Source organism: Curtobacterium sp. MCPF17_003 (assembly GCF_003224385.1).
GTDB classification, from domain to species: Bacteria; Actinomycetota; Actinomycetes; order Actinomycetales; family Microbacteriaceae; genus Curtobacterium; species Curtobacterium flaccumfaciens.
Genome location: NZ_QKLC01000012.1, coordinates 70,771 through 96,187 on the forward strand (window position 1 = coordinate 70,771; position 25,417 = coordinate 96,187).

At 69.6% G+C, this 25,417-nt stretch carries 25 protein-coding genes; 13 read left to right on the forward strand and 12 right to left on the reverse strand.

The genetic code is table 11. From position 1 onward, the window contains the following. Positions 1 to 99 precede the first annotated feature (99 nt). Positions 100 to 390: a hypothetical protein gene (locus DEJ30_RS12820; RefSeq protein WP_181420131.1), complete on the forward strand. Its 291-nt coding sequence runs from the start codon at positions 100 to 102 to the stop codon at positions 388 to 390. Here DEJ30_RS12820 and DEJ30_RS12825 read toward each other — a convergent pair. The 3 genes from DEJ30_RS12825 to DEJ30_RS12835 form a co-directional block, all read right to left on the reverse strand. Then, complete coding sequence (locus tag DEJ30_RS12825; RefSeq protein ID WP_181420132.1) at positions 371 to 1,564, reverse strand: glutamate--cysteine ligase; 1,194 nt, start codon at positions 1,562 to 1,564, stop codon at positions 371 to 373. The two genes, DEJ30_RS12820 and DEJ30_RS12825, sit on opposite strands and share 20 nt — an antisense overlap. A gap of 191 nt (positions 1,565 to 1,755) precedes the next feature. Continuing rightward, positions 1,756 to 2,871, reverse strand: coding sequence for a Gfo/Idh/MocA family protein (locus DEJ30_RS12830; RefSeq protein ID WP_110861990.1), 1,116 nt, complete (start codon positions 2,869 to 2,871; stop codon positions 1,756 to 1,758). After that, the gene (locus tag DEJ30_RS12835) at positions 2,868 to 3,668 is read right to left on the reverse strand and encodes a sugar phosphate isomerase/epimerase (RefSeq protein ID WP_181420133.1); all 801 of its coding nucleotides are present in this window, start codon (positions 3,666 to 3,668) and stop codon (positions 2,868 to 2,870) included. The genes DEJ30_RS12830 and DEJ30_RS12835 overlap by 4 nt, the downstream gene beginning before the upstream one ends. A 250-nt stretch (positions 3,669 to 3,918) precedes the next feature. Here DEJ30_RS12835 and DEJ30_RS12840 point away from each other — a divergent pair, with 250 nt between their 5' ends. Continuing rightward, complete coding sequence (locus DEJ30_RS12840) at positions 3,919 to 5,217, forward strand: MFS transporter (RefSeq protein WP_110861994.1); 1,299 nt, start codon at positions 3,919 to 3,921, stop codon at positions 5,215 to 5,217. Between the two features lie 78 nt (positions 5,218 to 5,295). Here the strand turns inward: DEJ30_RS12840 and DEJ30_RS12845 are convergent, their stop codons facing one another. Then, entirely contained in the window at positions 5,296 to 5,808 is a 513-nt protein-coding gene (locus tag DEJ30_RS12845; RefSeq protein ID WP_110861996.1) for a MarR family winged helix-turn-helix transcriptional regulator, read from the reverse strand. A gap of 151 nt (positions 5,809 to 5,959) precedes the next feature. Between DEJ30_RS12845 and DEJ30_RS12850 the strand changes: the two genes are divergently transcribed. The 4 genes from DEJ30_RS12850 to DEJ30_RS12865 all read left to right on the forward strand — a co-directional run bounded on the left by DEJ30_RS12850 (position 5,960) and on the right by DEJ30_RS12865 (position 9,292). Next, complete coding sequence (locus DEJ30_RS12850) at positions 5,960 to 6,271, forward strand: hypothetical protein (RefSeq protein WP_110863626.1); 312 nt, start codon at positions 5,960 to 5,962, stop codon at positions 6,269 to 6,271. Between the two features lie 115 nt (positions 6,272 to 6,386). After that, positions 6,387 to 7,709 (forward strand): carboxylesterase family protein, encoded by a 1,323-nt coding sequence (locus tag DEJ30_RS12855; protein ID WP_110862000.1) that lies wholly within the window; start codon positions 6,387 to 6,389, stop codon positions 7,707 to 7,709. Positions 7,710 to 7,787: 78 nt separating this feature from the next. After that, on the forward strand, positions 7,788 to 8,378 hold the full coding sequence (locus tag DEJ30_RS12860; protein WP_110862002.1) for a TetR/AcrR family transcriptional regulator: 591 nt from the start codon (positions 7,788 to 7,790) through the stop codon (positions 8,376 to 8,378). Positions 8,379 to 8,851: 473 nt separating this feature from the next. Next, positions 8,852 to 9,292 carry an NUDIX hydrolase gene (locus DEJ30_RS12865; protein WP_027466986.1) on the forward strand — a complete coding sequence of 147 codons (441 nt, stop codon included), beginning with the start codon at positions 8,852 to 8,854 and terminating at the stop codon, positions 9,290 to 9,292. 9 nt (positions 9,293 to 9,301) lie between these two features. Here DEJ30_RS12865 and DEJ30_RS12870 read toward each other — a convergent pair whose 3' ends face one another. Further along, the gene (locus DEJ30_RS12870; RefSeq protein ID WP_110862004.1) at positions 9,302 to 9,670 is read right to left on the reverse strand and encodes a VOC family protein; all 369 of its coding nucleotides are present in this window, start codon (positions 9,668 to 9,670) and stop codon (positions 9,302 to 9,304) included. A 54-nt stretch (positions 9,671 to 9,724) separates the two neighbouring features. Here DEJ30_RS12870 and DEJ30_RS12875 point away from each other — a divergent pair, with 54 nt between their 5' ends. Together DEJ30_RS12875 and DEJ30_RS12880 are read left to right on the forward strand one after the other, a co-directional pair. Next, positions 9,725 to 10,366, forward strand: coding sequence for a nucleoside/nucleotide kinase family protein (locus DEJ30_RS12875; RefSeq protein ID WP_110862007.1), 642 nt, complete (start codon positions 9,725 to 9,727; stop codon positions 10,364 to 10,366). A gap of 41 nt (positions 10,367 to 10,407) precedes the next feature. Further along, positions 10,408 to 11,241, forward strand: a complete 834-nt coding sequence (locus DEJ30_RS12880; RefSeq protein ID WP_110862076.1) for an SDR family oxidoreductase — start codon at positions 10,408 to 10,410, stop codon at positions 11,239 to 11,241. A 109-nt stretch (positions 11,242 to 11,350) separates the two neighbouring features. Here the strand turns inward: DEJ30_RS12880 and DEJ30_RS12885 are convergent, their stop codons facing one another. From DEJ30_RS12885 to DEJ30_RS12900, 4 genes are all read right to left on the reverse strand, one after another. After that, positions 11,351 to 12,631 (reverse strand): CynX/NimT family MFS transporter, encoded by a 1,281-nt coding sequence (locus DEJ30_RS12885; protein ID WP_110862009.1) that lies wholly within the window; start codon positions 12,629 to 12,631, stop codon positions 11,351 to 11,353. Next, positions 12,628 to 13,302, reverse strand: a complete 675-nt coding sequence (locus DEJ30_RS12890; RefSeq protein ID WP_110862011.1) for an HAD hydrolase-like protein — start codon at positions 13,300 to 13,302, stop codon at positions 12,628 to 12,630. Before DEJ30_RS12890 ends, DEJ30_RS12885 begins: the two co-directional genes overlap by 4 nt. Before the next feature lie 183 nt (positions 13,303 to 13,485). After that, positions 13,486 to 14,181: an endonuclease NucS gene (nucS, locus tag DEJ30_RS12895; protein WP_027466993.1), complete on the reverse strand. Its 696-nt coding sequence runs from the start codon at positions 14,179 to 14,181 to the stop codon at positions 13,486 to 13,488. Between the two features lie 9 nt (positions 14,182 to 14,190). Next, a complete protein-coding gene (locus DEJ30_RS12900; RefSeq protein ID WP_258369923.1) occupies positions 14,191 to 15,588 on the reverse strand; it encodes an MFS transporter in 1,398 nt (465 codons plus the stop codon). A 115-nt stretch (positions 15,589 to 15,703) separates the two neighbouring features. Here DEJ30_RS12900 and DEJ30_RS12905 point away from each other — a divergent pair, with 115 nt between their 5' ends. From DEJ30_RS12905 to DEJ30_RS12925, 5 genes are all read left to right on the forward strand, one after another. Continuing rightward, on the forward strand, positions 15,704 to 16,828 hold the full coding sequence (locus DEJ30_RS12905) for a substrate-binding domain-containing protein (RefSeq protein ID WP_110862014.1): 1,125 nt from the start codon (positions 15,704 to 15,706) through the stop codon (positions 16,826 to 16,828). 449 nt (positions 16,829 to 17,277) lie between these two features. Next, positions 17,278 to 18,162 carry an SIR2 family protein gene (locus tag DEJ30_RS12910; protein WP_181420134.1) on the forward strand — a complete coding sequence of 295 codons (885 nt, stop codon included), beginning with the start codon at positions 17,278 to 17,280 and terminating at the stop codon, positions 18,160 to 18,162. Further along, the gene (locus tag DEJ30_RS12915; RefSeq protein ID WP_110862018.1) at positions 18,159 to 19,907 is read left to right on the forward strand and encodes an ATP-binding protein; all 1,749 of its coding nucleotides are present in this window, start codon (positions 18,159 to 18,161) and stop codon (positions 19,905 to 19,907) included. Before DEJ30_RS12910 ends, DEJ30_RS12915 begins: the two co-directional genes overlap by 4 nt. Positions 19,908 to 20,180: 273 nt before the next feature. After that, positions 20,181 to 20,456 carry a hypothetical protein gene (locus DEJ30_RS12920; RefSeq protein WP_146238587.1) on the forward strand — a complete coding sequence of 92 codons (276 nt, stop codon included), beginning with the start codon at positions 20,181 to 20,183 and terminating at the stop codon, positions 20,454 to 20,456. Between the two features lie 67 nt (positions 20,457 to 20,523). Further along, a complete protein-coding gene (locus DEJ30_RS12925) occupies positions 20,524 to 21,249 on the forward strand; it encodes a hypothetical protein (RefSeq protein WP_146238588.1) in 726 nt (241 codons plus the stop codon). A 97-nt stretch (positions 21,250 to 21,346) separates the two neighbouring features. Here the strand turns inward: DEJ30_RS12925 and DEJ30_RS12930 are convergent, their stop codons facing one another. The 3 genes from DEJ30_RS12930 to DEJ30_RS12940 all read right to left on the reverse strand — a co-directional run bounded on the left by DEJ30_RS12930 (position 21,347) and on the right by DEJ30_RS12940 (position 25,400). After that, positions 21,347 to 22,573 carry a lipopolysaccharide biosynthesis protein gene (locus DEJ30_RS12930; RefSeq protein ID WP_146238589.1) on the reverse strand — a complete coding sequence of 409 codons (1,227 nt, stop codon included), beginning with the start codon at positions 22,571 to 22,573 and terminating at the stop codon, positions 21,347 to 21,349. Further along, positions 22,570 to 23,880, reverse strand: coding sequence for an MATE family efflux transporter (locus DEJ30_RS12935; RefSeq protein ID WP_110862026.1), 1,311 nt, complete (start codon positions 23,878 to 23,880; stop codon positions 22,570 to 22,572). The genes DEJ30_RS12930 and DEJ30_RS12935 overlap by 4 nt, the downstream gene beginning before the upstream one ends. A 182-nt stretch (positions 23,881 to 24,062) precedes the next feature. Continuing rightward, positions 24,063 to 25,400: a uracil-xanthine permease family protein gene (locus tag DEJ30_RS12940; protein WP_110862028.1), complete on the reverse strand. Its 1,338-nt coding sequence runs from the start codon at positions 25,398 to 25,400 to the stop codon at positions 24,063 to 24,065. Positions 25,401 to 25,417 lie beyond the last annotated feature (17 nt).

Genomic DNA, 25,417 nt, shown 5'->3' on the forward strand with positions numbered 1-25,417 from the left:
TCGGAAAGCGCGAGGCTGATCTGACCGTGAGGTGCGGTCGCGTTGATTCTGTCCATCGGGTGCGCAACGTGTCCGAAGGAACGGGTGGAAGGCAGCGAGATGTGGATACGGGTCGTGTTGCCCCGCGAGGTCCTGGCGCGGAGCCTGCCGGGTGTGCTGCGCCGGGCGTGGATCGCGGGCTTCTCCACCCGCGTCCTGCCGGTGCGTCCGGCAGGCTGTGACGACCCGGAGTGGACGCCTGTCGAGTTCCTGCTCGACGTCGAGTCCGCGAACACCGGCTGGGCCGAGGCGTTCGAGATCGAGTTCACGACCGCGATGACGCCCCGGTGTCGACGAGCGATCCGGGGGCACGGTTGCCACCTGGAGCCCATCAGCCGACCGCACCGCTGAGGCCCGTGCTCGCCGGGTGGCCCCCGATCACCGAACCGGTGTCCGCACCGGGCCACAGGCCGGCCGCGACGCGGCCGGTCCGTGCGTGGAGGTTCGTCATCGCGGCAGCGAGTGCGACCTGCCCGAGATCACCGGTCGCCGCGTAGGCCGCACGTTGCCTCGACGCGCCGGTGCCACGCGCGAACAGGTCGGCCAGGCCGCGTTCGACGAGCTGGTCGTCGCCGTTCGCGACGAGCGCCGGCAGCACGTGGGCGAGCAGGAGCGTGACGACCTCGCGTGCGGGTGCGGCGCGGCCCGTCAACGGGTCGACCAGTTCACCGTCCAGGCCCTCGAGCGCTGCGCGCCAGTTCGCGAGCCGGACGGTGCAGGCGGGGGTGTCGCGCTCGAGCGACCCCGAACGCCACTCCTCGGCAGCGGTGTCGACCATCGCCCGGACGAGTCCTGCGATCGTCACGGTCACCCCGGGGTCCAGGGGGACGTCGGCGACGCGGACCTCGACGGTCGGGTGTGCGCGGGACAGGCGCGCGTCGAGGTAGAGCATCCCCTCGTCGAGCAGGGCGCCGGTGCGGAGCATGCCCTCGGTGACGGCGCGGTAGCGCTCCTCGGAGCCGAACCGCTCCATCGGCCCGGCCGACGGCCACTGGCTCCAGGCGATCGATCGGAAACTCGCATGACCGGTGTCCACCCCGGCGTGGAAGGGGGAGTTCGCGCTCAGGGCGATGAGGACCGGCGTCCACGTCCGGATCCGGTCGAGCACCGCGACGCCCTCGGCGGGGGAGTCGATCGCGACGTGGACGTGCAGGCCGCAGGTCAGCCCCTGCCGGGGGATGGATCCGTAACGCTCGAGCATCCGGTGGTACCGGGCGCCGTCGCTCACGTGCGGGGTCACCGGAGTCGGTGACGTCGCGAGCGGGGCCGCGTGCGCACCGAAGCCGTTCGCGACCTGTTCGACGAGTGCCCGGTTGTCGAGCACCTGCCCGCCGAGCGCGGCGAGCGAGGTGTGCGGGCGGGTGGTGACCTCGATCATCTCGCGCTGCATCTCGCCCACGACGCCGCCGGGGTCCGGCACCCGCGTCGCCCTCGCACCGGCCAGCACACCGTCGGCGACCGGCACGGGCACGCCCGTCGATCGGTCGATGAGGAGCAGCTCCTCCTCCACACCCATGGTTCTCATCACCCGAGTGAAGAAGCCCCCGACTTCGGGCCGTTCCAGATGGCCGACGAGCGCGGATCCGTTGGCCGAACTGCGCGGTCCGGTCCACGGAGCGCAGGGTCGAGCGATCACACACCCTGGTGAGCAGCAATGGTCGGGTCCCCGTTCGGGACCCGACCATTGTTGTTCACGACGTGGTGCTCGCGGCGCTCCTAGGCGTTCGCGCCCGCGGTCAGCACGGCTGCCGCGGGGTCGAAGTCCTCGGGCAGCGGCGGGATCGCGTCCACGGCGGACGTGATGTCGACGGCGGAACCCGACTCGGCCGCGTCACGGATGCCGAGCAGCACGTCGAGCACGTGCAGCGCGACGGCGCCGGAGGCACGCTCGGGGCGGTCCTCGGCGATGGCGCGGGCGAGCTCGACGACACCGGTGCCACGACCCCAGGTGGAGCCGACCGCCTCGAGCGTCTCGGGCTCGTCCTGCCCGTAGCGCCAGAGCTGCGACGAGCCCTCGAAGGTGTTCGGGTCCGGCAGCGAGATCGTGCCGAGCGTGCCGTTGATCTCGACGAAGCCCATGCGCGGCAGGGCGTGCTGGAACGAGAACGTCGACTGGGCGGACTGCCCGCCGGCGAACTCGATCAGGGCCGCGTGGTGCGTCGGGACCTCGACCGGGAACGTCTCGCCGGCGCGGGGGCCGGACGCGATCGTGCGACGGTCGAGCGACTTCGACGAGACGGCCTGCACGCGCGATGCGGTGCCGAACGCGTGCACCAGGGTCGTCACGTAGTACGGGCCCATGTCGAACAGGGGTCCGGCACCGGTGGCGAACAGGAAGTCCGGGTTCGGGTGCCACGCCTCGGGTCCGGGGACGTGGAACAGCGTCGTCGCGGACAGCGGCTCGCCGATGTCACCGCGGGCGATGGCCCGGAGCGCCGTCTGGATGCCCGCGCCGAGCACGGTGTCCGGAGCGGTCGCGACGCGCAGGCCCTTGGCCTTCGCCGACTCGAGCACCGCGGCGGCCGACGCGTGGTCGGTCGCGATCGGCTTCTCGCTCCAGACGTGCTTGCCGGCGTCGATGATCTGCTGGTCGACCTCGGCGTGTGCGGCCGGGATCGTCAGGTTGATCACGATCGAGACGTCGTCACGGGCGAGGAGCTCCTCGACCGTGCCGGACGCGGCCACGCCGTAGGACGCCGCCTGCGCCGCAGCGCGGTCGAGCAGCACGTCGGCGACGAAGCGGACCTCGACATCGGCGAACTTGGTCAGGTTCTCCAGGTACTGGGTGGAGATGTTGCCGGCACCGATGATGCCGATCCCGACACGGCTCACTTGTCGTTGTCCTTGAGCCAGGTGAGGGACTCGGTGATGCCCTCGAAGACGTCGCCCGAGTAGGCGTCGAACTCGACGACGCGGATGGCCTGCGGCGCCGCGGCGAGGATGCCCGCCACGTCGACGTCGCCCTGGCCGGCCGGCGTCTGGTTCTCGAAGGCGCGCTGCAGTGCCTCCGGCACGATGAGGGCGCTCTCGGACGAGGGCAGCGCAGTGAGGATGTCACCGTCGACCTTGCCGTCCTTGACGTGGATCGCGACGACGCGGTCGCCCAGGCCCTTGAGGACGGCGGGGGCGTCGGCGCCACCGACGGTCGCCCAGAAGGTGTCGACCTCGAGGACGGTCTCCGGCGACAGCTGCGACACGAACAGGTCGTAGACGGTGCGGCCGTCGACCTTGTTCGTGAACTCCCACTGGTGGTTGTGGTACCCGAACTGCAGGCCGCGGCCGGCGGCCTCGGCGGTCAGCTCGTTGACGCGCTCGGCGATCTTCGCGACGTCGTCGGCGGTCTGCCAGCGGTCGGTCGGGATGAAGGGGTCGATGACGGTGCGGATGCCGAGGCGCTCGGCGGCGTCCCAGATCGGCGCGGTGTCCTCGGCGTCGATCACGGCGACGTGGCCGGACGGAGCCTTGAGGCCGGTGGCCGCGAACGCACGCTCGAGGTCGGTGGCGCGCTCGACGAACGCGTAGGGCTCGACGTTCTCGTACCCGATCTCGGCGACCCGGGCGATGGCCTTGTCGAGGTCTTCGGCGATGGCGTCGCGCAGTGAGTACAGCTGCACAGAAGTGGTGGGCATTGCAGAGGCTCCTTCGATCCTGTCTGGGTGTCGCGGCCCGTCGAGGAGCGATGCTCCGCGGCGAGATCGATGACGACGCTACCCCAAAAACCACCCGGTGTGTAGTTTTTGCTGCCCCGTGTGACGCGGCCCGTCCACCCCGCGCGGCGCCGACCGTGACGCCCCTGCTGTTGCAGACAACACGTGTCGATGTATGCTCGCGTCGGAAAAACCTTGTCAGGCAAGGTTTTCATCGACTCAAGGAGGCGTCATGAGCACCACCGAACCCGGCAGCCCGGCACTGCTCGACCCGGAAGAGGGCATCACCCAACCCGTCAGCACGGTGAAGGTGGGCATCGGCTACCAGATCGCCCTGTTCCTCGGGCAGTTCGGCCTCTTCGTCGCGCTCATGGCGCCCGTCTACGTGAGCATGCAGCTCAAGGCGCAGGCCCTGGTCGGCGACGACGCCGCGAACGTCATCGGCTCGGTGCTGCCGATCGGCGCGTTCGGTGCACTCATCATGAACCCCCTGGCGGGCGCCCTGTCCGACCGCACCCGCACGCGCTGGGGCCGTCGTCGCCCCTGGCTGCTCAGCGGTGTCGTGGTCTTCGCGATCGCCCTCGCCTGGATCGCCTACTCGCCCGACGTCCTCAACCTGACGCTGGCCTGGCTGCTCGCCCAGCTCGCCGCGAACGCCACGCTCGCCACGCTGCTCGCGAGCTTCGCCGACAACGTGCCGCAGCTGCAGCGCGGCCGGTCCTCGAGCATCATCGCGCTCGCGCAGAACATCGCCGTGCTCGCCGGCACCTACTTGTCGGTCTTCTTCGTCGCGAACCTGCCCGTGCTGTTCATCGCGCCGGGCATCCTGGCGATCATCCTGGTCGCCGTGTACGCCGTCGTGGCCCGTGACGACCTGCCGACCTACAAGCTCAAGAAGTTCACGTTCCTGAACCTCATCGCGTCGTTCTGGACGAACCCGGTCAAGAACCCGGACTTCGCGTTCGCGTGGTGGTCGCGCTTCCTCATCATCTTCGCGACCTTCATGTTCACGACGTACCGCCTGCTCTACATGGAGCAGCACCTCGGCATCGAGAGCGCGAAGGAGGCGACCGCCGCCGTCGCCTTCGGCGTGCTGCTCTACACGATCGCGCTGCTGGTCAGTGCGGCGCTGTCCGGCTGGGCCTCGGACAAGCTCGGTCGCCGCAAGGTGTTCGTCGGTGGTTCCACGGCGATGTTCGCGGTGGGACTCATCGTGCTGGCGCACGCCGACACGGTCAACGGCTTCTACGTCGCCGAGGTCATCATGGGCTTCGCGTACGGCATCTACTCCGCGATCGACACCGCACTCGTCGTCGACGTGCTGCCGAACGCGGACCGTCCCGGCAAGGACCTCGGCGTCATCAACATCGCCAACGCCCTGCCGCAGTCGCTCGCGCCGGCCGTCGCCCTGTTCTTCCTGAAGATCGGGTCCGGGGACGCCGCTGACAACTACACGCTCATGTGCTGGGCCGCCGGCGCGATCGCCATCATCGGCGCACTCGTCGTGATCCCCATCAAGCGGGTGCGGTAGTACACAGCGGACTGGAGGCCCGTGGCGACCCCGCCACGGGCCTCCAGTCCGTCGCAGGGACCGACCGCCGGGCCGGCGTCAGGGGGTGCCGGGGGAGGGCAGCTCCTGACGGAGCGCCTCGGCGAGGCGGGAGGCGAACCGGCGGACCGCCGTCGCCTCGTCGACGCTCAGCGCGTCGATGGTCTCGATCAGCGGAGCGTGGATGTGCCCGTACGCACGCGCGAGGTCCTGCTCGGCGGAGCCGGTCGCCGTGATGATGACGCCGCGGCGGTCCTCGGGGTTCGCCCGCCGTTCCGCACGCCCGTCACGCACCAGGCGGTCGATGAGCTTCGTCATCCCCGCGGTGGAGAGCCGCAACGCCCGGGCGAGCTGTGTGGGGTTGACCGTCCGTCCATCGCGGCGCGCGAGCACCAGGTGTCGCAGGGCGAGGGCATCGATGGGGAGCATCCCCAGGGTGCGGAGCGCCTGCTCGTCGGCCTCGTGGACGCTGTCGCTCAGGGCCTGCAGGCTCGCGATCGCGGCGGCGCCCTCGGCGGTGCGCGGCTGCCGGTCGAACAGATCGGATCCGCGCTGCTGGTCGTCTTCGCTCATGGTCGCCCCTGCGTCCTGTCGTTTGGTGGACAAACCCCATGTTCCCCGACTTCCCTGGGAACCCAAACTGGGGAAGTAATCAGCCAGGCGAGACAACTGTTGCGGTCATGACGCCATCGATGTCCGGTGGCGGAGATCAGAAGGAGTGACCATGTCGAACACGGCAGGAAATCCCGCACGACACGACTCGGTCGTCCGTGCCACCTGGAACGAGACCAAGTCCGCACTCAAGACCACCGAGTTCTACGCCTGGCTCGTCGTGTCCATCGCGATCCTCGTTGCGTCGGCCGTCGTGGACAACGCGGACGAGGGCCACACCGGCTTCGGTGCCGACCAGGCCTGGCTGTACGTCGCGATCGTGACGGCCGCCTACGTCGTCAGCCGCGGCATCGCGAAGTCCGGCGTGCGCAAGCCCGACTGGAACGACGACGACCGACGCGACGTCAACGGTCGTTCGAACTGACGCCGAGCACCACGTGCACCCGGCTCCCGAGCCGGAGTGAGGCCGTCCCGATCGCATCGGGGCGGCCTTTCGTCACGTCCGCTCGTGTCGTCGCCGCACCGATACCGTGAACCCCATGCTCGACGCCACGCCCGCCTCGTTCGACACCCCCGCCGGCCGCATCGTCGGGACGGTCGACGGCGACGTGGTGCGGGTGCTCGGGATCCCGTACGCGCAGGCCGAACGGTTCGCCCCGCCGCAGCCGATGCCACCGTTCGCGGGCGAGCTGCACGCGTCCACCCCGTCGCCGGTCGCACCGCAGCCGCACGAGGAGTTCGTCGACCTGCTGCTCAACCCGATCCAGGGCATCGAGGTCGACGAGCACTGCCAGCGGCTCTCGATCACGCTGCCCGCCGACGTCCGTCCGGGCGAACAGCTGCCGGTGATGGTCTGGATCCACGGCGGCTCGTACGTCATCGGCGGCGGGGACCTGCCGATCTACGACGCCCGCGACCTGGTGACCGAGCAGCGCGTGATCGTGGTGTCGGTCACGTTCCGGCTCGGCGTGCTCGGGTTCCTCGGTGACGGCGAGACGATCCCGGCCAACCTCGGGCTCCTCGACCTGGTCGAGTCGCTCCGCTGGGTGCGCGCGAACATCGCTTCGTTCGGCGGCGACCCCGACCTGGTCACCGTCTTCGGGCAGTCGGCCGGCGGGGACGCGGCCGCGCACCTGATGATCAGTGCCGGCGCCGGAGGACTCTTCCGCCGCGCGATCATCCAGAGCGCTCCGCTCGGGCTGTCCCGCCGTCGGGCACGGATGAACCGCGCGATGGTCCGGGCGGTCGGCACCGTGCACGCCGACACCCCGCTCGAGGACCTGCTCGATCGTCAGGCGCTCGGTACCCGGGCCGCCGCGCCGTACGGACTCTCCGCCGGCATGCCGTTCGGCACCCAGTACGGGTTCGCGCCGCTGCCCGCCGAGCGTGACCTCGACGCCGCGTGGAGCCGGGTCGCGCCCGACGTCGACGTCCTGATCGGGTCCGGTTCGGACGAGGCGGGCATGTACGTGCCGCTCGTGCCCGGCCTGCGTCGGGTCACCCGGTCGCGGGTGCTGCGGTCGGCCCTGCGGTGGTGGGTCGTCCGTCCGCTGTCCGACGTCATCTACGGCCGCGATGCCCGACGGTTCACCGAACGGCACCGACGCGCCGGCGGGCGCGCGACCTCGTACCGACTGCACCGCGGTGTCACGAGCGCCCCGACCGGAGCCGTGCACATGAGTGACCTGCCGCTGCTGCTGGGTGGGCGCGAGGCCTGGGCCGGCACCCGGTTCGTCCCCGAACGCGACTGGCCAGAGGTCGAGCGCCGCGGCCGGGCCTTCCGCGCGATCTGGGCCGACTTCGCCCGCACCGGCGAGGTCCGGGCGCCCGACGACGAGACCCTGACGTTCGACCGCGGCTGACCCCGGAGCCGGCGATGGTGGCCGCGCCCCCTGAACTGGCGGTCGCGGGCTGCTGACCGGCCCCGCACAATCGTCAGCATGCCCACGACCGACGTCGACCTCCGCGCACGCATCGTCGCCGGGGCGATCAGTGCCTACCGAGCCGGGGACTTCCACCGCGTCGGGCCCGACGAGGTCGCCGAGCACGCCGGGGTCACGGCCGACGAGTTCCGTCGGGCGTACCCGATGTGGGAACTCCTGGTGGTCGCGGTCATGGACAAGTGGAACAACGGCAGCCGGCGCCAGCTCTGGCCCATCGCGGAGCGGGACGGCACGGTCGCCTACCTGCGAGCCCGGCTCGCTGCGGGCGTCGAGGACCCGGCCCTCGTGCGACTCCGGGTCGCCGTGCTCAGCGCCGCCTCGAACCCCGACCATCCCGCAGCCGGATGGTTCCGCAACCAGTACACGCGGGCGTTCGAGGACGTCACGCTCGCCCTGGTCCGTGACGTCGTCGCCGGCCGGGAGCCCCGCGGCGCATCGCCCCGGCACGCAGCCGAGCAGCTCATGGCGCTGTACGAGGGGCTCCAGCTCCAGTCCGTGATCCGCGACGACGGGGAACCGCTCAGCGCCTTCGACCGGGCGGTCGCCCGGATGCGCGTTGGCTGGGCAGCGGCACGCGTCGACGCCTGATCCGGGTCGGGCGAGCACGGCGGGTCCGTTGGCACCATGCGGGTCCGGGGCCTTGAGCGGCGAGCGGTCACGACTCCCCGCGCGTGCAGCGTCGCGCGGTCGCGTTGCGGCGTCTGGCGGTGCCGCAAGCAACGGTTTGTGGCCGCTCGGCGGGCAGCCATCGGGGTGTCCTGACCGCGCGCCGGCGTGGACGTCCCGACGGCACGCCGGACGGCCGGGGAGGCCCGTGGCGGCGGCGACTCGCGCCTCCCGGCCCGCGGGGTGGTCGCGACACACCGCACGGGCTGCGTCGCGTGGTCACGTTCCGTTGTTTGCGGGCGGCGGGGCCGACTGTCCGTGACCGCTCGGCGTGCGGGCCGCGGGGGGTCGTGACCGGTCGGCGGGCTGGTGAGCGTCCGCACCACCCCGGTCCACGGCCTGGAGGCCCGGCGCGGCTGGCAGACGTCGGTGCACCCACCTGGCATGGTCGGCCCATGGAGTACACGGACTACGACACCCGGCTCGCCGCCTACGGCGTGATCACGGACGGTGACCGCGTGCTCCTGGCGAAGCTGCGCCACCCCGACGCGGGCACGTGGACGCTGCCGGGCGGCGGGGTCGAGTTCGACGAGACCGTCGAGCAGGCCGTCGTGCGCGAGATCCGTGAGGAGACCGGGTACGAGGCCCAGGCCGGTGCTCTGCTCGGGGTCCGGCACCACATCGTCCCCGCGGAACGCCGCATCCACGCCAACGGCCGGCCGATGAAGGCCGTGCAGGTGGTGTTCCGGGCGACCATCACCGGGGGAGCACTGCGTCACGAGCTCGACGGCTCGACCGACGAGTCGCGGTGGATCCCCGTCGCCGAGCTCCCGCACCACCGCCACGGCCTGCTCGTGCCGATCGCCCTCGGCTGGGCGGGTGCCCTGTCCCGCTGACCGCTGGCGTCACTCCTCGATGACGCTGAGGACGTTGCCCGACGGGTCGGTGAACCAGGCGATGAGCGGCCCGCCCCTCCGGTTCACGCCCCGGTCGTCGGTCATCCCCTCGTACTGCAGGAACACGACGCCCTTCGCGGTGAGCTCGTCGACCGCGGCGTCGATGTCCGGCACCGGGAAGTTCAGCACGGTGAAGGCCGCGGGTTCGTGACCGGGGCCCTTCGGGTAGACGAGCACCTGGTGTCCGCCGCCGAGCTGCAGGAAGAGCATGCCGTGGTCCTCGGTGACCTCGACCCCCAGGACGTCCTCGTAGAACGCCTTCGCCTCGGGCACGTCACGCACCGAGAACCCGCTGAACGCCTTCGTCGCATCGACCATGCGGCAAGTGAACCACCGCGGTCCGGCGTCGGTGCGCTCTGCGAGGATGAAGTCGTGAGCGACTCCGGCACGACCGTCGACCAGGCCGTCGAGCGCGCCCTCGAACTGGCCAGCTCGAACCGCCGCACGGTGCTCGGGATCGCCGGAGCACCGGGTGCCGGCAAGTCCACGCTCGCCCGCCGCATCGTCACCGCAGTCGACGACCGCCTCGGTGCCGGTACGGCGGTGCAGGTCCCGATGGACGGCTTCCACCTGTCGAACGCGGCGCTCGACGCTCTCGGCCGGCACGACCGCAAGGGCGCGGCGGACACCTTCGACGCCGACGGGTACGTCGCGCTCGTCCGCCGACTCGTCACCGCCGACGAGGACGTGGTGTGGGCGCCGGACTTCGACCGTCGCGTGGACGAACCCGTCGCCGGCAGCATCGCGGTGCCCCGCGCAGCCCGACTCGTGGTGTCCGAGGGCAACTACCTGCTCGACGACACCGCACCGTGGTCGGCGCTGCCGGCGCTCTTCACCGAGACCTGGTTCTGCGCCGTCGCCGACGACGTGCGGCTCGACCGTCTGGTCGGCCGCCACATGCGGCACGGCCGCGACCACGACGCCGCCCGCACGTGGGCGGTGGAGGTGGACGGCGTGAACGCCGCGAGGGTCGCGCCCACGGTGAGCCGGGCCTCCAGGACGGTGTGGACGTGACCAACGACGACAACCACGCGACACCGAAACGAGGAGCGACCATGACCATCGCCATCACCGGCGCGACCGGCAACATCGGGGGCGCCGTGAGCGCGGCGCTCGCCGCGGACGCCGTGCCGTTCCGGATGCTCGTGCGCGACGCCTCGCGTGCGCCGGAGCTGCCCGGCACCGAGGTCGCCGTCGCGACCTTCGCCGATGCCGACGCGAGCCGGAACGCGCTGCAGGGCGTCGAGGTGCTGCTCATGGTCTCGGCGGCCGAGGCCCAGGACCGCCTCGACCAGCACCGGGCGTTCGTCGCCGCGGCGGCGGACGCGGGCGTGCGGCACGTCGTCTACACGTCGTTCCTCGGCGCGGCTCCCGACGCGACCTTCACGCTCGGACGCGACCACTGGGCGACGGAGCAGGCGATCCGCGAGAGCGGGATGGCGTTCACGTTCCTGCGCGACAGCTTCTACCTGGACTTCGTCGAGGACCTGGTCGGCGAGGACGGCGTGATCCGCGGCCCGGCCGGCGACGGTGCCATGGCCGCGGTGGCCCGTGCCGACGTCGCCCGCGTCGCGACCGCCGTGCTCCACGACCCGGACGCCCACCGCGACCAGACGTACGAGCTGACCGGCCCCGAGGCGATCACCCTCGCCCAGGCGGCGGCGATCGTGTCCGAGGTCCGCGGTCGCACGGTCAGCTACCACCCGGAGACCCTCGACGAGGCGTACGCATCACGTGCGCGGTGGAACCCGGAGCCGTGGCAGGCCGACGCCTGGGTGAGCACCTACACGGCCATCGCCGAGGGGGCGCTCGCGCACGTGTCCGGCGACGTCGAACGCATCACCGGGCGTGCGGCGATGTCCCTGCGCGAGGTGCTCGCCGCGGGCTGAGCCGCACGCGCGTGGCCGGCGCCGTGCTTCGTGGGCAGAAGGTGTCGGGTCGGCCGTGGGCACCCGACCGTTCCTGCTCACGAAGCGGCGCACGTGTCGACGTCCTCGGTCAGGACACCCGTCGCGCGGCGAACGTCCCGACGACACCGAGGGTGAGCACCGCGACGAGCACGACGAGCAGCGGTGCCGTCCAGGTCCCCGTCGCACCGTGCAGCGCACCGGCGACGAGCGGCCCGGCCGAGCCGAGCAGGTACCCGCCGCCCTGCACGAACGCGGACATCCTGCGGGCGTCGGCATCGCTCGAGACGATCCGCACGATCACGATGAAGATCACGGTGATCCCGCCACCCTGGGCAGCGCCACCGAGCACCGACCACAGCAACCAGAGCTGCGGGGCGAACAGCAGCCCCAGCGGCATCGCCAGCCACAGGGTGCCGACCAGGGCGATGATCGCCGCCGGACGCCACCGGGTCGCGAGCAGCGGGACACCGAGCGCCCCGACGACTGCCAGGATCTGGAACACCGACGAGCTCGCGCCCGACGACGCCTTCGAGAAGCCGATCTCGTCGTGCAGCAGCGTCGGGATCCACGCGGTGAGGGCGTAGTACGAGAACGCCTGGCCGCCGAACGCGAGCGTCAGGCCCCAGGTGATGAGCCGTCGTGCCGGCCGGATGGGCTCGGCGGCGGCGACCCGTGCGGCCGCGGCGGCGCGGGCCGTCCGGATCGCCCCGGTGTCGAGCACCTGGTCGATCGGGCCGGTGACGGGCAGCGGCTCGTCCCGCTCGGACGGGAGCGGGCGGCGCCAGGCCGCGCGAGCACCGACCGCGTAGGTCCAGGCAGCGGCGGCGATGAGTGCGAAGACCGCCCAGATCGCGATGGCGACCGGCCAGCCCCACAGGGCTGCCAGGGGAGCGGTGCCGAGCGACGTGATCATCGACCCGACGTTGAGCGCCGACGTGTAGACGCCGGTGACCAGGCCGACGCGCTCCGGCGAGGTGTCCCGCCGGATGACCACCGGGATCACCACGTTGCCGATCGTGATGCCGATGCCGATGACGGCGGTGCCGATCAGCAGCGCCGCCGACGAGGGCATCGAGCGCAGGACGGTGCCGGCGAGCACGATGACGAGCGACAGGGACACCGCGCGCTCGGGGTCGGCCTTCGCGATGACCCAGCTGGCGAACGGCGTCGCGAGGGCGAAGCACAGCACCGGGATCGTCGTCAGCAGCCCGGCGATCGTCGCGGTCAGGCCGAGGTCGGCGCGGACGTCCCCGATGACCGGTGCGGTCGCGACGATCGGGCCGCGGAAGTTCAGTGCGATCAGGACGATGGCCGCCGGCAGCAGCCAGGCGGCACCGCGGAGCCCCCGCCGGACGACGTCGCCGCTCATACGGACGGCGTCGCGGACGGCAGCAGGATCGGCAGCAGGTCGAGCGGGGTGGCGGCGCGGGCGATGGTGCCCTCGGCCTCGTCGGGGGAGCCGTAGCCCCACTCCGCGAAGACGACCGGGACGCCGTGCGCGGTGGCGCCCTCGACGTCGTGCTTCCGGTCGCCGATCAGCACCGGGCGGGTGATGTCGAAGCCGTGGGCATCGAGTCGTCGCAGTGCCTCTTCGACGACGTCGGCCTTGCTCGACCGCACCTCGTCGTCGCTGGCACCCGTGATGATGTCGATGTCCCCGGTGAGCCCGTAGTGCTCGAGGATGTAGGTCGCCGGCGTCTCCGGCTTGCTCGTCGCCGTCGAGATCGGCAGCCCCGCCTGGTGCAGGGTGCGCAGCACGACGTCGATGTCCGGGAACATCTCGGAGTCGAGCGCCCCGTGCGAGAAGTAGTGCTCGCGGTAGACGGCGAGGGTGTGGTCGGCGAGCTCCTCGTCCATGCCCATCGCGACCCGGAACGTGTCCATGATCGGCGGACCGACGAACGACATCAGGGTGTCGTGGTCCGGCACCGGGACGCCGACGGTGCGGAAGGTGTGCGTCAGGCTCTCGAGGATGCCCGGCGCGGAGTCGCTGATGGTGCCGTCGAGGTCGAACAGGATGGCGGAGAACGGGCTGGTCATGTCCTGTCCACCCTAGCCGGGCCGGGGCGGCGACCATCCGGGATCCGTCGGCGGTGGGGCGGGGGTGCGCCGTGCCTCCAGGCCGGTCCTTCCGTTCGGAACCAGGTTCCGGACACAGAACCGTGGACAAGCGCGGTGTGGCGTCCGGAACCTGGTTCCGGGGGAGGGGGAGACGTGGTCCGCTCAGAACAGGCGGGTGTGCCCGCCCTCGATGCCGCGCATCGCGTCGTAGTCGAGCACGAGGACGCGGATGCCGCGGTCCTCGGCGAGGGTGCGCGCCTGTGGTGCCACGGTCTGCGCCGCCAGTACGCCCTGCACCGGACGCAGGTGCGGGTCGCGGTTCATGAGCTCGAGGTACCGGGTGAGCTGCTCGACCGCGTCGATGTTGGCGTTGCGCTTCATCTCGACGGCGACGCTCGCTCCCGCGTCGTCGCGGGCCAGGATGTCGACCGGCCCGATCGCCGTCATGTACTCGCGGCGCACCAGGGTGTGGCCGTCTCCGAGCAGCTCGATCTGCTCGGCCAGGAGTTGCTGCAGGTGCGCCTCGACGCCGTCCTTCACCAGGCCCGGGTCGACGCCCAGGTCGTGGGTCTCGTCGGACACGACCTCGTACAGCGAGACGATGAGCTTGTCCTGCGTCTTCTTCTGCGTGACCGTCCACACCTGCGTGATGCCGGCGCTCGACTGCTCGTCGTCCGGCTCGGTGATCTCGATCGAGCAGGGCGGGCTCATCCAGTTCAGCGGCTTGTAGCTGCCGCCGTCGGAGTGCACGAGCAGGGAGCCGTCCGCCTTGAGCATGAGCAGGCGGGTCGCGAGCGGCAGGTGGGCGGAGAGCCGGCCCGCGTAGTCGACGGAGCACCGGGCGATGACGAGACGCACCCCGGAAGCCTAACCGGCGTCGTGGCTCCGGGCCGACGGCACGTCGGTGCGGGCACCGCCACCGTCGACGTCGTCGCTGCTGTCGCGGGTGCTGGCAGCGTCGGTTGCGGTGGCAGCGCTGGCAGCGGTGGCAGCGCTGTCGGCCTGGAGGCGCGGCTCGCCTCCGCCGTCCACGTCGCCCGTGCTGCGGGCCGGGCGGGCGGCGGCGCCGGTCTCACGAGCGGCGCCCGACGCGAGTCCGGCCGCGATGATGAACACGAAGACGATCAGCAGCCCCTCGAGCAGGCCGATCTCCTCGCCGAGGAACCCGATCAGGGGCGGCCCGGCCAGGAACGCCACGTAGCCGATCGTCGCGACGGCGCTGACCCTGGCGGCGGCGGTGCGCGGGTCGTCGGCAGCGGCGGACATGCCCATCGGGAAACCGAGGCTGGCACCGAGACCCCAGAGCACGACGCCCACGATCGCGAGCGGCACGTTGTCGATGAAGATGAGCATGCCGAGGCCGACCACGGCGACGGCGGCGCTGATGCGCAGGATCGGCACGCGGCCGAACTTGTCGATCAGCGGGCTGCCGGCGACGCGACCGGCGGTCATCGCGGCGAGGAACACCGTCAGCACGGCAGCACCGCCCGCGTTGTCGAGCCCGTGCCCATCGATCATCGCGAGGGGCAGCCAGTCGTTCGCGGACCCCTCGGCCAGCGCCATGCCGAGCACGATCACGCCGATGAGCAGCGTCGAGGGCTGTGCCCAGACCTGCCAGCGGGTGAGCGGGGTCGCGATCGGGCTGGTGTCGGTCGACACCGGCTGCTCGAAGCGGTGCTCGTCCTGGAACTTCGTGACGGCGACGAGCATGGCGGCGCTCGTGATGACGACGAGCACGATGAAGTGCCACGAGACCGGGATCTCGAACCGCTCGGCCAGCGCACCGAGGCCCGCGCCGGCGAGCGTGCCGAGGCTGAACGCGGCGTGGAACAGCGGCATGATGGTGCGCCCGCCGGCCTTCTCGGCGGCGGCGCCGGAGACGTTCATCGACACGTCGCACAGTCCGTTGCCGAAGCCGAACGCGATGAGCGCGATCCAGATGGCGGCGAAGCCCCACCCGAGCGTGACCGCGACTCCCGCGAAGACCATGCCGACCGCCAGGCACGCCGCAGCCACCTGCACGCCCCGGCGAGCACCGAGCTTGGCGACGATGTGGCCGGCGAAGGTCAGACCGCCGATGGAGCCGACGGCCATGCCGAGCACGAGCAGACCCATCTCGAACGTGCTCGCCCCGAGGGAGTCGCGGACGCTCGGGATCCGGCCCAGCCACGTCGCGATGTCCAGCCCGGACAGGGTGAACACGACGAACACCGCGATGATCCAGGCCTTGGTGGTCGGGACGGTTCGGGTGGACGGCGTCGTCATGGTGGTTCCCATCGTGCTGCGGCGCGCTCGGTGCTGCGCGTTCTGGTGCGTGTCGGTGCTGGTCTTACGGCTGTCGAATCGATTCGACTGCTCGTTCCGGCTACGCTAACGGGCGATGGACGAACCGGCAACAGGACCCGGCGCGTCGCCTTCCCGTGGCGGCGTCACCCGCTCGTCGCGCCCGACGCTCGCGGCGGTCGCCCGTGCTGCCGGTGTCGCGCCGTCAACGGCGTCGCTCGCCTTCAGCGGTCTCGGCCCGGTGTCCGAGGATGCCAAGGCCCGCGTGCTCGCCGCCGCCGCCGACCTCGGTTACGGCGGCCCCGACCCCCGTGCCCGATCGCTGCGCCGCGGTCGTTCCGGCGTCATCGGCGTCGTGATGGACGAGCGCCTGAGCGACGCGTTCCGTGACCCGGTCAACGTCCTGACGCTGGACGGCATCGCCGAGGTCGCGGGTGCTGCAGGTGCCTCGCTGCTGCTCGTGCGGAGTCCGCTCGACGACGAGCAGGGCGCCGGCCCGCTGGTCGACGCCCCGATGGACGCCGTCGTGCTCGTCGGGTGCAACGTGCGGATCGACCCCGCCGTCGCGGTGCTGCGGCGTCGGCAGATCCCGGTCGTCGCGATCGAGGCGGACGAGATCGAGGGTGCCGTCCCCGTCCAGCTCGACAACCGCGATGCCTCACGCCGCGCTGCCGCCTACCTGCAGGACCTCGGGCACTCCGCCGTCACCGTCGTGACCCTGCCCCTCGACGCCGCACGCCGACGCGGCCCGATCGACGCTGCTCGCCAGGCCGAGGGCATCGCCTTCACCACGCTCGAACGACTGCGTGGTGTGCGAGAGATCTACCCGGACGCCGTCGCGATCGAGACCGCCGGGAGCTCGGTGGAAGAGGGGCGTCTCGCCGGCACCGAGCTCTTCGCCCCGGACGGCCCCCGCCCCACCGCCGTCATCGCGCAGAGTGACCTGATCGCCGTCGGGGTGATCTCGGCCGCACTCGACGCCGGACTCCGTGTCCCCGAGGGCGTCAGCGTCGTCGGCTTCGACGGCATCACTGTGGACGACAGCCTGCTCCACCGCACCCCGATCCGACAACTGACCACCCTGGTGCAGCCGTTCGTGCAGAAGGGCCAAGCCGCAGCCCGTGCCGCTCTGGCCATGCTCGAGGGGGCGGAGCCGCAGCCGGCGTCGTTCACGTCGGAGTTGCGGGTGGGGGACACGACGGGGCCGCCGCCTTCGGCCTGAACCGAGTTCAATCGCGTCACCGACGATCGGAATGGATTCGCTACTTTGACGACGCCAGATGCCGAGGTGCTGGTGCTGGTGCTGGTGCTTACACGCTCGCGCTGGCCGGGCGGGGTGATGAAGCAGTGCCCGAGGCAGAGATTGACTTGCTAGCCGCGCTGGCTTGTATCCACAGGGCGAATCAAAGCGCGCCGAGAAGAAACCAATCCCTACGCTGAGCTAAGGTCACAACACAGCGTCGTGTTGCAGCTCGCACCGCGGACTTGGCGGGCAGGGGAGATTCATTGACGACCACCGACGAAGATGACATCTATACGTACGTGCAAGATCTGTTTCGGCCCGGGCTAGTAATCGTTGTCGGGTCGGGTGCATCTAGCGCGTACGGACTGCCCGGGATGGGAGCATTGGCGGCGCACCTACGCGCGACGGTACCGGCTCCGGTGAGTAGGATGTCCGACGATTCAGAACGTGAATGGGAGCGGATTGCAGCGCGTCTCGAATCTGGCAGCGATCTCGAATCCGCCCTTGCAGGTGGGACCTTACCCGATGAATTAGTCGACCTGATTGCCGCTCAAATAGCCGACTGCATCGGGGCGAGCGAAGGGGCTGCTCTGGCACAGATATTGAACTCTAGCCGCGAATCTGCTTTCGGCCGTATGCTTAAATTTGCCTTGAGAGTGGAACCCGCGCTGAACGTCGTCACCACCAACTACGATCGACTTATCGAAGTGCACGCTGCGCGCAGTAACCTGCCTATAGACACAATGCACTACGGTCACACGGTGGGGCGGCTCGATCCAGAACGCAGTCAGGATGAGCTCCTGTATCGTCGAACCGTTGCCGGACGCGGGGTCAAGTCTATTACTAGCCTCCGTCCACACGTTCGACTGTCGAAGCCACACGGAAGCCTCGACTGGTTCAGTCAAGGGAACGAACATTTCCGCAGTGATCTGCGGCTTGAGGGGTCTCGGCGTATTATCGCGCCAGGAGGCAACAAATACCGTCTCGGCTATGACGCGCCGTTTGATAGCCAACGCGAGCGTGCTAACAGTGCAATCGACGCGGCAAAATCGCTTTTGTTTATTGGCTATGGTTTCAACGACGACCACTTGCAGACTCACCTGGCTCCTGTTCTTCCGCGCGTGCCTGTCGCAATAGTCAGTCGTGGCTTGACTCCCGCTGCTAGTAGGCACCTCAGTCTGACCTCGTCGGGTCTCGCGATTGAATCCGACGAACGAGGAGGGTGCAAGGTGACAAGAAGTGCGACGATGTCATATTTGGACGCTCCGCTTTGGAAGTTAGAAACTCTTGTAGAAAAGGTGCTCGGCCTATGACAAACGACTGGACTCTAGATTTTCTCGAAGACGAAGCGCTTGGGCGAGCATTTCGAATCGATACAGCAAGCGTTTGGGCCGAAGCTGTTGACCATGTGCGACTGACTCGGATTGCAGTAGGAAGCCTCATCGCCTTTCAGGGGCCGAGTGCTTCCGAGTTCTTGATCGGTGTCCTGGATCGAGTGACACGCGATCTCCAGGACGAAGCGCTCGTTGATGATGCTGACCAGGATGGGGTGATCCCAGTTGAGGTCCGGCAGCGCGATCTACTTCGGGTGGTTTTGCTCGGAACGTATCGAACCGTTGACGGGGCGAAGAAGAACACCTTCAAGCGTGGAGCTGACAGCTATCCAATGGTTGAATCGCTTTGCTGGGTCCTGGAGGGTGAGAATCTTCAGAAGCTCATGGGATTGCTCACGCAACAGTTGGAGCCGGAAAAGCAACTCCAACTTGGTACTTTTGTAGCGGATCGTTCCGCTAAGGCGGTCGCCGACGGGGATCGACTGTTCCAGCGGCATGCGGCACTTCTCGGTAGCACCGGATCTGGTAAGAGCTGGTCGGTCGCTCTGATTCTTGAGCGCGCGAATACTTTGCCCTTCCCGAACCTCATTGTCTTCGACATGCATGGCGAGTACGCACCGCTCACTGAAGGCGAGGAAGCGGTGGCGCTAGGGCTCCGGATCGCTGGCCCGGGTGATCTCGGTAAGGCAGGCGCGGAAGGTGACGGTGCATTGTTCTTGCCCTGGTGGCTGCTAAATCAGGAAGAGACTCAGGCTCTTTTGCTGGACAGATCTGAATTCAATGCTCCGAATCAGGCTGCAAGGTTGATTCACCACATTAGAGAACTTAAGCAGGAACGTCTAGTCGCCGCTAATAAGACTGAACTGGCTGCTCGCTTTACTGTTGACAGTCCTTTGCCCTTTTCGCTGGACGATCTCATCGATCGACTGGATCAAGACGACAAGGGTACGGTCCCAGGTGCCAATGCCAAGGACAAGGCGGGGCCCTTCAATGGGAAGCTTACTCGATTAGTGGAACGAATGCGGGCTCGCACCCAAGACCGCCGCTATGGGTTCATGTTTTCCCCTCCAGCCGAGGCGTCTGAATACGATTGGCTTAGCCAGCTGGCCAAAAAGCTTCTCGGTACCGGCCGTGGTATCAAGGTCATCGACTTCAGCGAGGTCCCGAGCGACGTGTTGCCGATCGTAGTAGGCGTTCTAGCACGGGTGCTGTATGAAATCCATTTCTGGACGGCTGAGGAAAAGCGGACTCCCGTAACCCTCGTTTGTGACGAAGCACACTTGTACTTGCCGGTTGGCCCTGCTGATATCGCTGCGCAACGAGCGCTGGATTCATTCGAGCGCATTGCGAAGGAGGGGTGCAAGTACGGAATATCACTCTTGGTTGTGAGTCAGCGACCATCAGATGTTAGTCACACCGTTCTCTCGCAGTGCAACAACTTCATCGTCTTGCGACTGACAAACGACCAGGACCAAGCTGTCATTCGCCGGTTGATGCCTGACAGCATGGAGGGGCTCACGGCGGCGCTTCCCCTCCTCGACGTCGGCGAGGCGCTCCTGCTCGGTGATGCGCTCGTGCTTCCTACGCGGATCAGGCTGGACCCGCCGAAGGTGAAGCCCATAAGTGCTACCAAAAACTTCTGGACAGATTGGGCGAACCTGGCAGTAGAAGATGATGACATTGAAGCGGCGGTGGAAGCGATGCGTAGACAGTCCCGTGGCTGATCAATCGGAGGGAGAATGCGGTGTTCGTGATCAGCTGTAGAGGCGAGGCGGACGTCACCTCTGATCTTTATCCGATTGCTTAGTCCGCGGTGCTTCGCTGATGCGCGTGCGCGAATGGGAACCGGCGACCGAATCCAGGGTGACCTGCCGCGAGCGTCCAGCGGCGAGCGGCGAGCGGCGAGCAGCGACGCCGCAGACACGAGTACGTGCTCCAACGCCTGGCCGAGCATCGATGCCAGCGTCGCCAGGGTGAAGGCGGCAGCGTGGACAGCGGTGTCGTGTTCCGATGACGTCACCTGCGCCGAGATCATCGATGTCGCCGGATCCGGCGCGATCGACGACGCGTTCCAGGGCGGCGCAGTCGGACACCCGCGGCACGGACACGTGCACGAACTCCACCTGACCGCTCCCGGATGTGCGGTGTTGATCGACGCGGAGGTCGTCATCGACGCCGTCGAGCAGGAGGTCACGCGCGTCCTCGGAACCGACGGAGCGCAGCAGCTGCGAAGCCAGCTCGAGCTGCTGACGCGCACCATCGGGACTCCGTGAGCTGACCGCCCAGGAGCATCAGGGCGGCCACCGGATCCTCGGAGTCGGAGCCACCTCGGTCCAGTACGTGAGCGCCTGCACGAGTACCTACACCGACGCCTCCAGGAGGATCGACAACGGGTTCTCCGGCGGCGGCACCGGAGTGCTCGGCCCTGTCAGTGCCTACGCACGCGACACACCTGCTGCTCGTGCGGATTACAAACTAGACGGTGATATACAGGAGGGCCTTGCTGCCCCGCGAACGGAGTTCTCCATGTCACGATTGCCCACCATCATCACCACCTCCACACTGACGGGTGCGTTGCTCGCAGGGGTGTTCGCCGGTCCAGCGCAGGCCGCTCCGGCCTCGCCGGACTGGACGGTTGACGGGATCACGATCACCGGGATTCCAGCCCTGTCCGCGAAGTCAGCGCCGACGAGGTCCGACGTGTTGGACTACGTCGCGACTCACCAGACTGCGGTCACCTCGGATGCCGAGTCGGGTGAGCTCATCGCAGTCGCACCCGTTGGCGCGGCGACCGGTCGCATCAGCGAACGCAACACGTGCAAGAGCGGGGATGCCTACTGGGCGGCTGCGGCGACCCCGTACACGAACAACTGCTTCTACGGTTCTGCCGGCAAGTGGACCTTCTCATCGAAGGGTACGAAGTCGTACCGCTTCCGGACCGGGAACTACTCTGCACGCGGCGCGTGGTTGATCGACGGAACGACGAAGTGGGGTGTCCGTCAGGCACCCGGGTCGGTGAACACCCTCACTGGTACCGCTTGGGTGAAGGGGGCTCAGATCTACTGAGCGCCAGTCGTTTCGCGGACGGCCCCGTTCCCCTGTCGGGGCTGGCGCCGCGTTGAACGAGGGGTGCGGTAGCGCTTGCGGACGACTCTTGAAGCTCTCAGCGCCGCCGCACCCCGATCCCCACCACAGCAACCAGGTTCACGGCACTCCCCACCAAGAATCCCGTGGTCCCGCCCGCGACACCGGCGACGGGCCCGAGCACCGCCATGAGCCCAGCCCCGACGACGAACCCGGCAACTGAGGCAAGGGCGACCTGACGTGAGCGTCCTGCGGCGAGCAGCAGCGCCGCCGGCACGAGTCCGACGGTGAACACCCACACCGCGACCACCAGGTACCGCAGGTCCGCGACGGCAGCTGCGCCCTCGGCGGGGTAGACGATCGGCAGGAACCACCCGGCGAGCAGGGCGACCAGACCGAAGACGACGGCGGAGGCAGCAGCGAACCCGACGACGAGCAGCAGGGCCCCGCGGGAGCGCAGCGATCCACCATCGGTCCGGTGCGCGAACGCCGGAACGAGTACCTGCCCCAACGCCTGCCCGAGCATCGACGCCGGCGTCGCCAAGGTGAACGCGGCCGCGTAGACACCGGCGTCGTGCGCCGACGACGTCACCTGCGCCGAGATCATCGTCAACTGCAGCAATCCGTTCGAGGTCACCACCGCCAGCACGTTCCACGCCGCGAACCCGAGCACCCCGGCGGCGGGTTCGTGCGAAGCCGGTGAGAAGCCGTTGCCCCGGGGCCAGCACGCGATCGCGAACACCGTGTACCCGATGGCCTGGGGCAGCAGCACGAAGGGCTCGAGCCGCGCGACACACGCCACCACGAGCAACCCGAGCGCCAGCACGCTCGTCACGGAGTCCCAGAGTGCGACCCGGGGTGCCCGGTCGTAGCCGAGCTGCGCGCCGCGGGCGTAGCAGTAGAGGCCGTAGCCGACGACGACCGCCGCACCGCCGAGCACCATCCCGGGCCCGTTGCCCCAGGCCAGCGCGATCGGCACGGTGACCGCCGCGAGCACCACGCTCGAGACCAGCATGGACACCCCGAGCAGCCGGTTCACCGCGGCGTCGGAGCGACGGCCCCGCAGCGCGATCGCCAGGAACCGTGACGCGGTGTTGCCCGCGGCGTTCGGCCAGAGCAGGGCGACGAACACCGAGAGCGACAGCAGCGCCGTGGTCTGCCCGAGGGTCTCCGTGCCGAACACCCGACCGACGACGACGGTCACGAGCAGCTTCGCGACGCCCTGCACTCCGATGCCGACCGTGGCGAGCACGGCCGACGAAGCCACCGAAGACGACGGAGCCGCAGAAGCAGCAGGCTCGCTCACCGCGCCAACGCCTGTTCCACCCAGCCGCGCCGGTGAGCCCGCACACCGAGCGTCACCGCCCGGACCCCGATGTACCCGAGGGCGAAGGCCGCCCACAACCCCGCGAGCGTCCCGCCGGCCCACCACAGCAGCGGCAGGTACACGACGAGGTTCAGGCCTCCGGCGATGGCCAGGTACCGTGCGTCCCCGGCGCCGATCAGCACCCCGTCGAGCACGAAGACGTACCCGGCGACGGGCATCCCGACGGCGATGAGCACCAGCACGACGGGCAGGGCGTCCCGCACCGCCTGGGAGTCCGAGAACACCGGCCCGAGCACTCCGCTCACGGCCAGGGTCAGCACCCCGAGCAGCACACCGCCGGCGATCCCGAGCAGCACGAGCCGTCGCGTCACCAGTCGCACCCGCTCCGGGTCCCGCCCGCCGAGCCCGTGCCCGACCAGTGCCTGCCCGGCGATCGCCAGGGCATCGAGCGCGAACGCCAGCGTCGAGAAGACGGTCAGCCCGACCTGCGTCGTCGCCAGCCCGGTGGTCCCCAGCCCGGCAGCGGCCCCGACGGTCGCGAGCATCGCGATCCGCAGCGACGCGGTCCGCAGGAACAGCCAGGCGCCCGACCGCAGTGCACGGGCGACGCCCGAGGCGCCGGGTCGCAGCGGCGCCCCCGACGACCGCGCGGCCCGCACCGCGATGCGCACGTACACGACGGCCATCGCCCACTGCACGATGACGGTGCCGGCGGCGGATCCCTCGACACCCCAGCCGGCGCCGTAGATCAGGACCGCGTTGAGCAGACCGTTCGCGACGAACCCGATGGTCGCGACGACGAGCGGGGTCTTCGTGTCCTGCAGCCCACGCAGCAGTCCGGTCGAGGCGGTCACGACCAGGATGCCGGGCAGCCCGATCAGCGAGATGGTCAGGTACGCGGTCGCCGCGGCCGACACCTCGGCCGAGGCGCCGAACAGGTCGACGAGCGGTCCGGCGAGCGGCCACCCGACCAGCGCCAGCAGCACCCCCAGCACGAGTGCGAGCCACATCCCGTCGATGCCAGCGTGCACGGCTCCGCGTCGGTCGCCACCACCGAGCGCGCGCGCCACGGCCGGGGTCGTCGAGTACGCCAGGAACACCAGCAGCCCGGTCACCGTCGACAGCACGGCGCTCGCGAGCCCGACGGCCGCCAGCGGCGTCGCACCGAGGTGCCCGACGAGCGCGGTGTCGGTCAGCAGGAACAGCGGCTCGACCACGAGTGCGCCGAGCGCCGGCACCGCCAGCCGCACGATGTCGCGGTCGACCGCGCGCCGCTCAGCGGTCACCGCAGGTCGCGTCGGTCGTTGCACCGACCCATTCTGTCGGCGATGCCGACCCGTCGTGGTCGCCAGGCGGGGTGGGCACGACCCCGTGACGGACTGGAGGCTCGTGACGGCGCCGCCACGGGCCTCCAGTCCGGTGGTCCCACGTCGTCAGGCCGGACGCGCGTTCCGGCCGACCACTTGCGTCAGTCGGCGCGCGGTTCCGCGGGGACGGCGCCGTTGGCGGCGTGCGCGGGGTCGGAGACCTCGGTCGACGGCTCGTCGGTGCCACGGGCCCGGCCGATGACGTCCATCACGTGGTAGACGACGATCGCTGCGATGGTGCCGACGATGATGCCGCCGAAGCTCGCCTGGCCGAAGCGGAACGTGAAGTCGGCGATGCCGATGATCAGGGCGATGCCGGCCGTCAGCTGGTTCTTCGGCTTCGAGAAGTCGACGCGGTTCTCGACCCAGATCCGGATGCCGATGACGCCGATCAGGCCGTAGAGCGCGGTGGTGGCGCCGCCGAGCACGCCGGCCGGAACCGAGGAGATGACCACGCCGATCTTCGGCGACAGGCCGAGCAGGACGGCCGCGATGGCGGCGACCCAGTAGGCGGCGGTGGAGAAGACGCGGGTGGCGGCCATCACGCCGATGTTCTCGCCGTAGGTGGTGGTGGCGGAGCCGCCGCCGACGCCCGCGAGCACGGTCGAGATGCCGTCGGCGAAGAGCGCGCGACCGGTGAGCGGCGTGAGGTCACGGCCGGTCAGCTGTCCGACGCCCTTGACGTGCCCGACGTTCTCGGCGACCAGCGCCAGGACGACCGGCACGAACGCCAGGTAGATCGCGAGCTGCGACGGGTCGAACGCGGGCGCGGTGAAGTCCGGCAGACCGATCCACTTCGCCTCACCGACCTTCGAGAAGTCGACCTGGCCGCCGATGAGCGCGGCCACGTACCCGACGAGCACACCGATGACGATCGACAGCCGGCCGATCAGGCCCTTGAACAGGACGGTGACCAGGATGATCGCCGCGAGGGTGATGAGTGCGATGACCGGGGACGCCGTGAAGTTGTCGCGGGCGGCCGGTGCCAGGTTGAAACCGATCAGGGCGACGATCGCGCCGGAGACCACCGGGGGCATCAGGCGGTCGATCCAGCCGGCGCCGGCCAGGTGCACGACGAGGCCGACGATCGCGAGCAGCGCGCCGACGACGATGATGCCGGACAGGGCGAGCGGGATGCCGCCGATCTCGGTGGCAGCGCCGATCGGGGCGATGAACGCGAACGACGACCCGAGGTAGCTCGGCAGGCGGTTGCCCGTGATGAGCAGGAACAGGATCGTGCCGATGCCGCTGAACAGCAGCGTCGTCGACGGCGGGAACCCGGTGATCAGCGGCACCAGGAACGTGGCGCCGAACATCGCGACGACGTGCTGCACGCCGAGGCCGATCGTCCGGGGCCAGGTGAGTCGTTCGTCCGGTGTCACGATCGTCGTCGCGGAGACGGTCTTGCCGTCCCCGTGCAGCTTCCACGGAAGTCCCATGCGATGACCGTACCGGC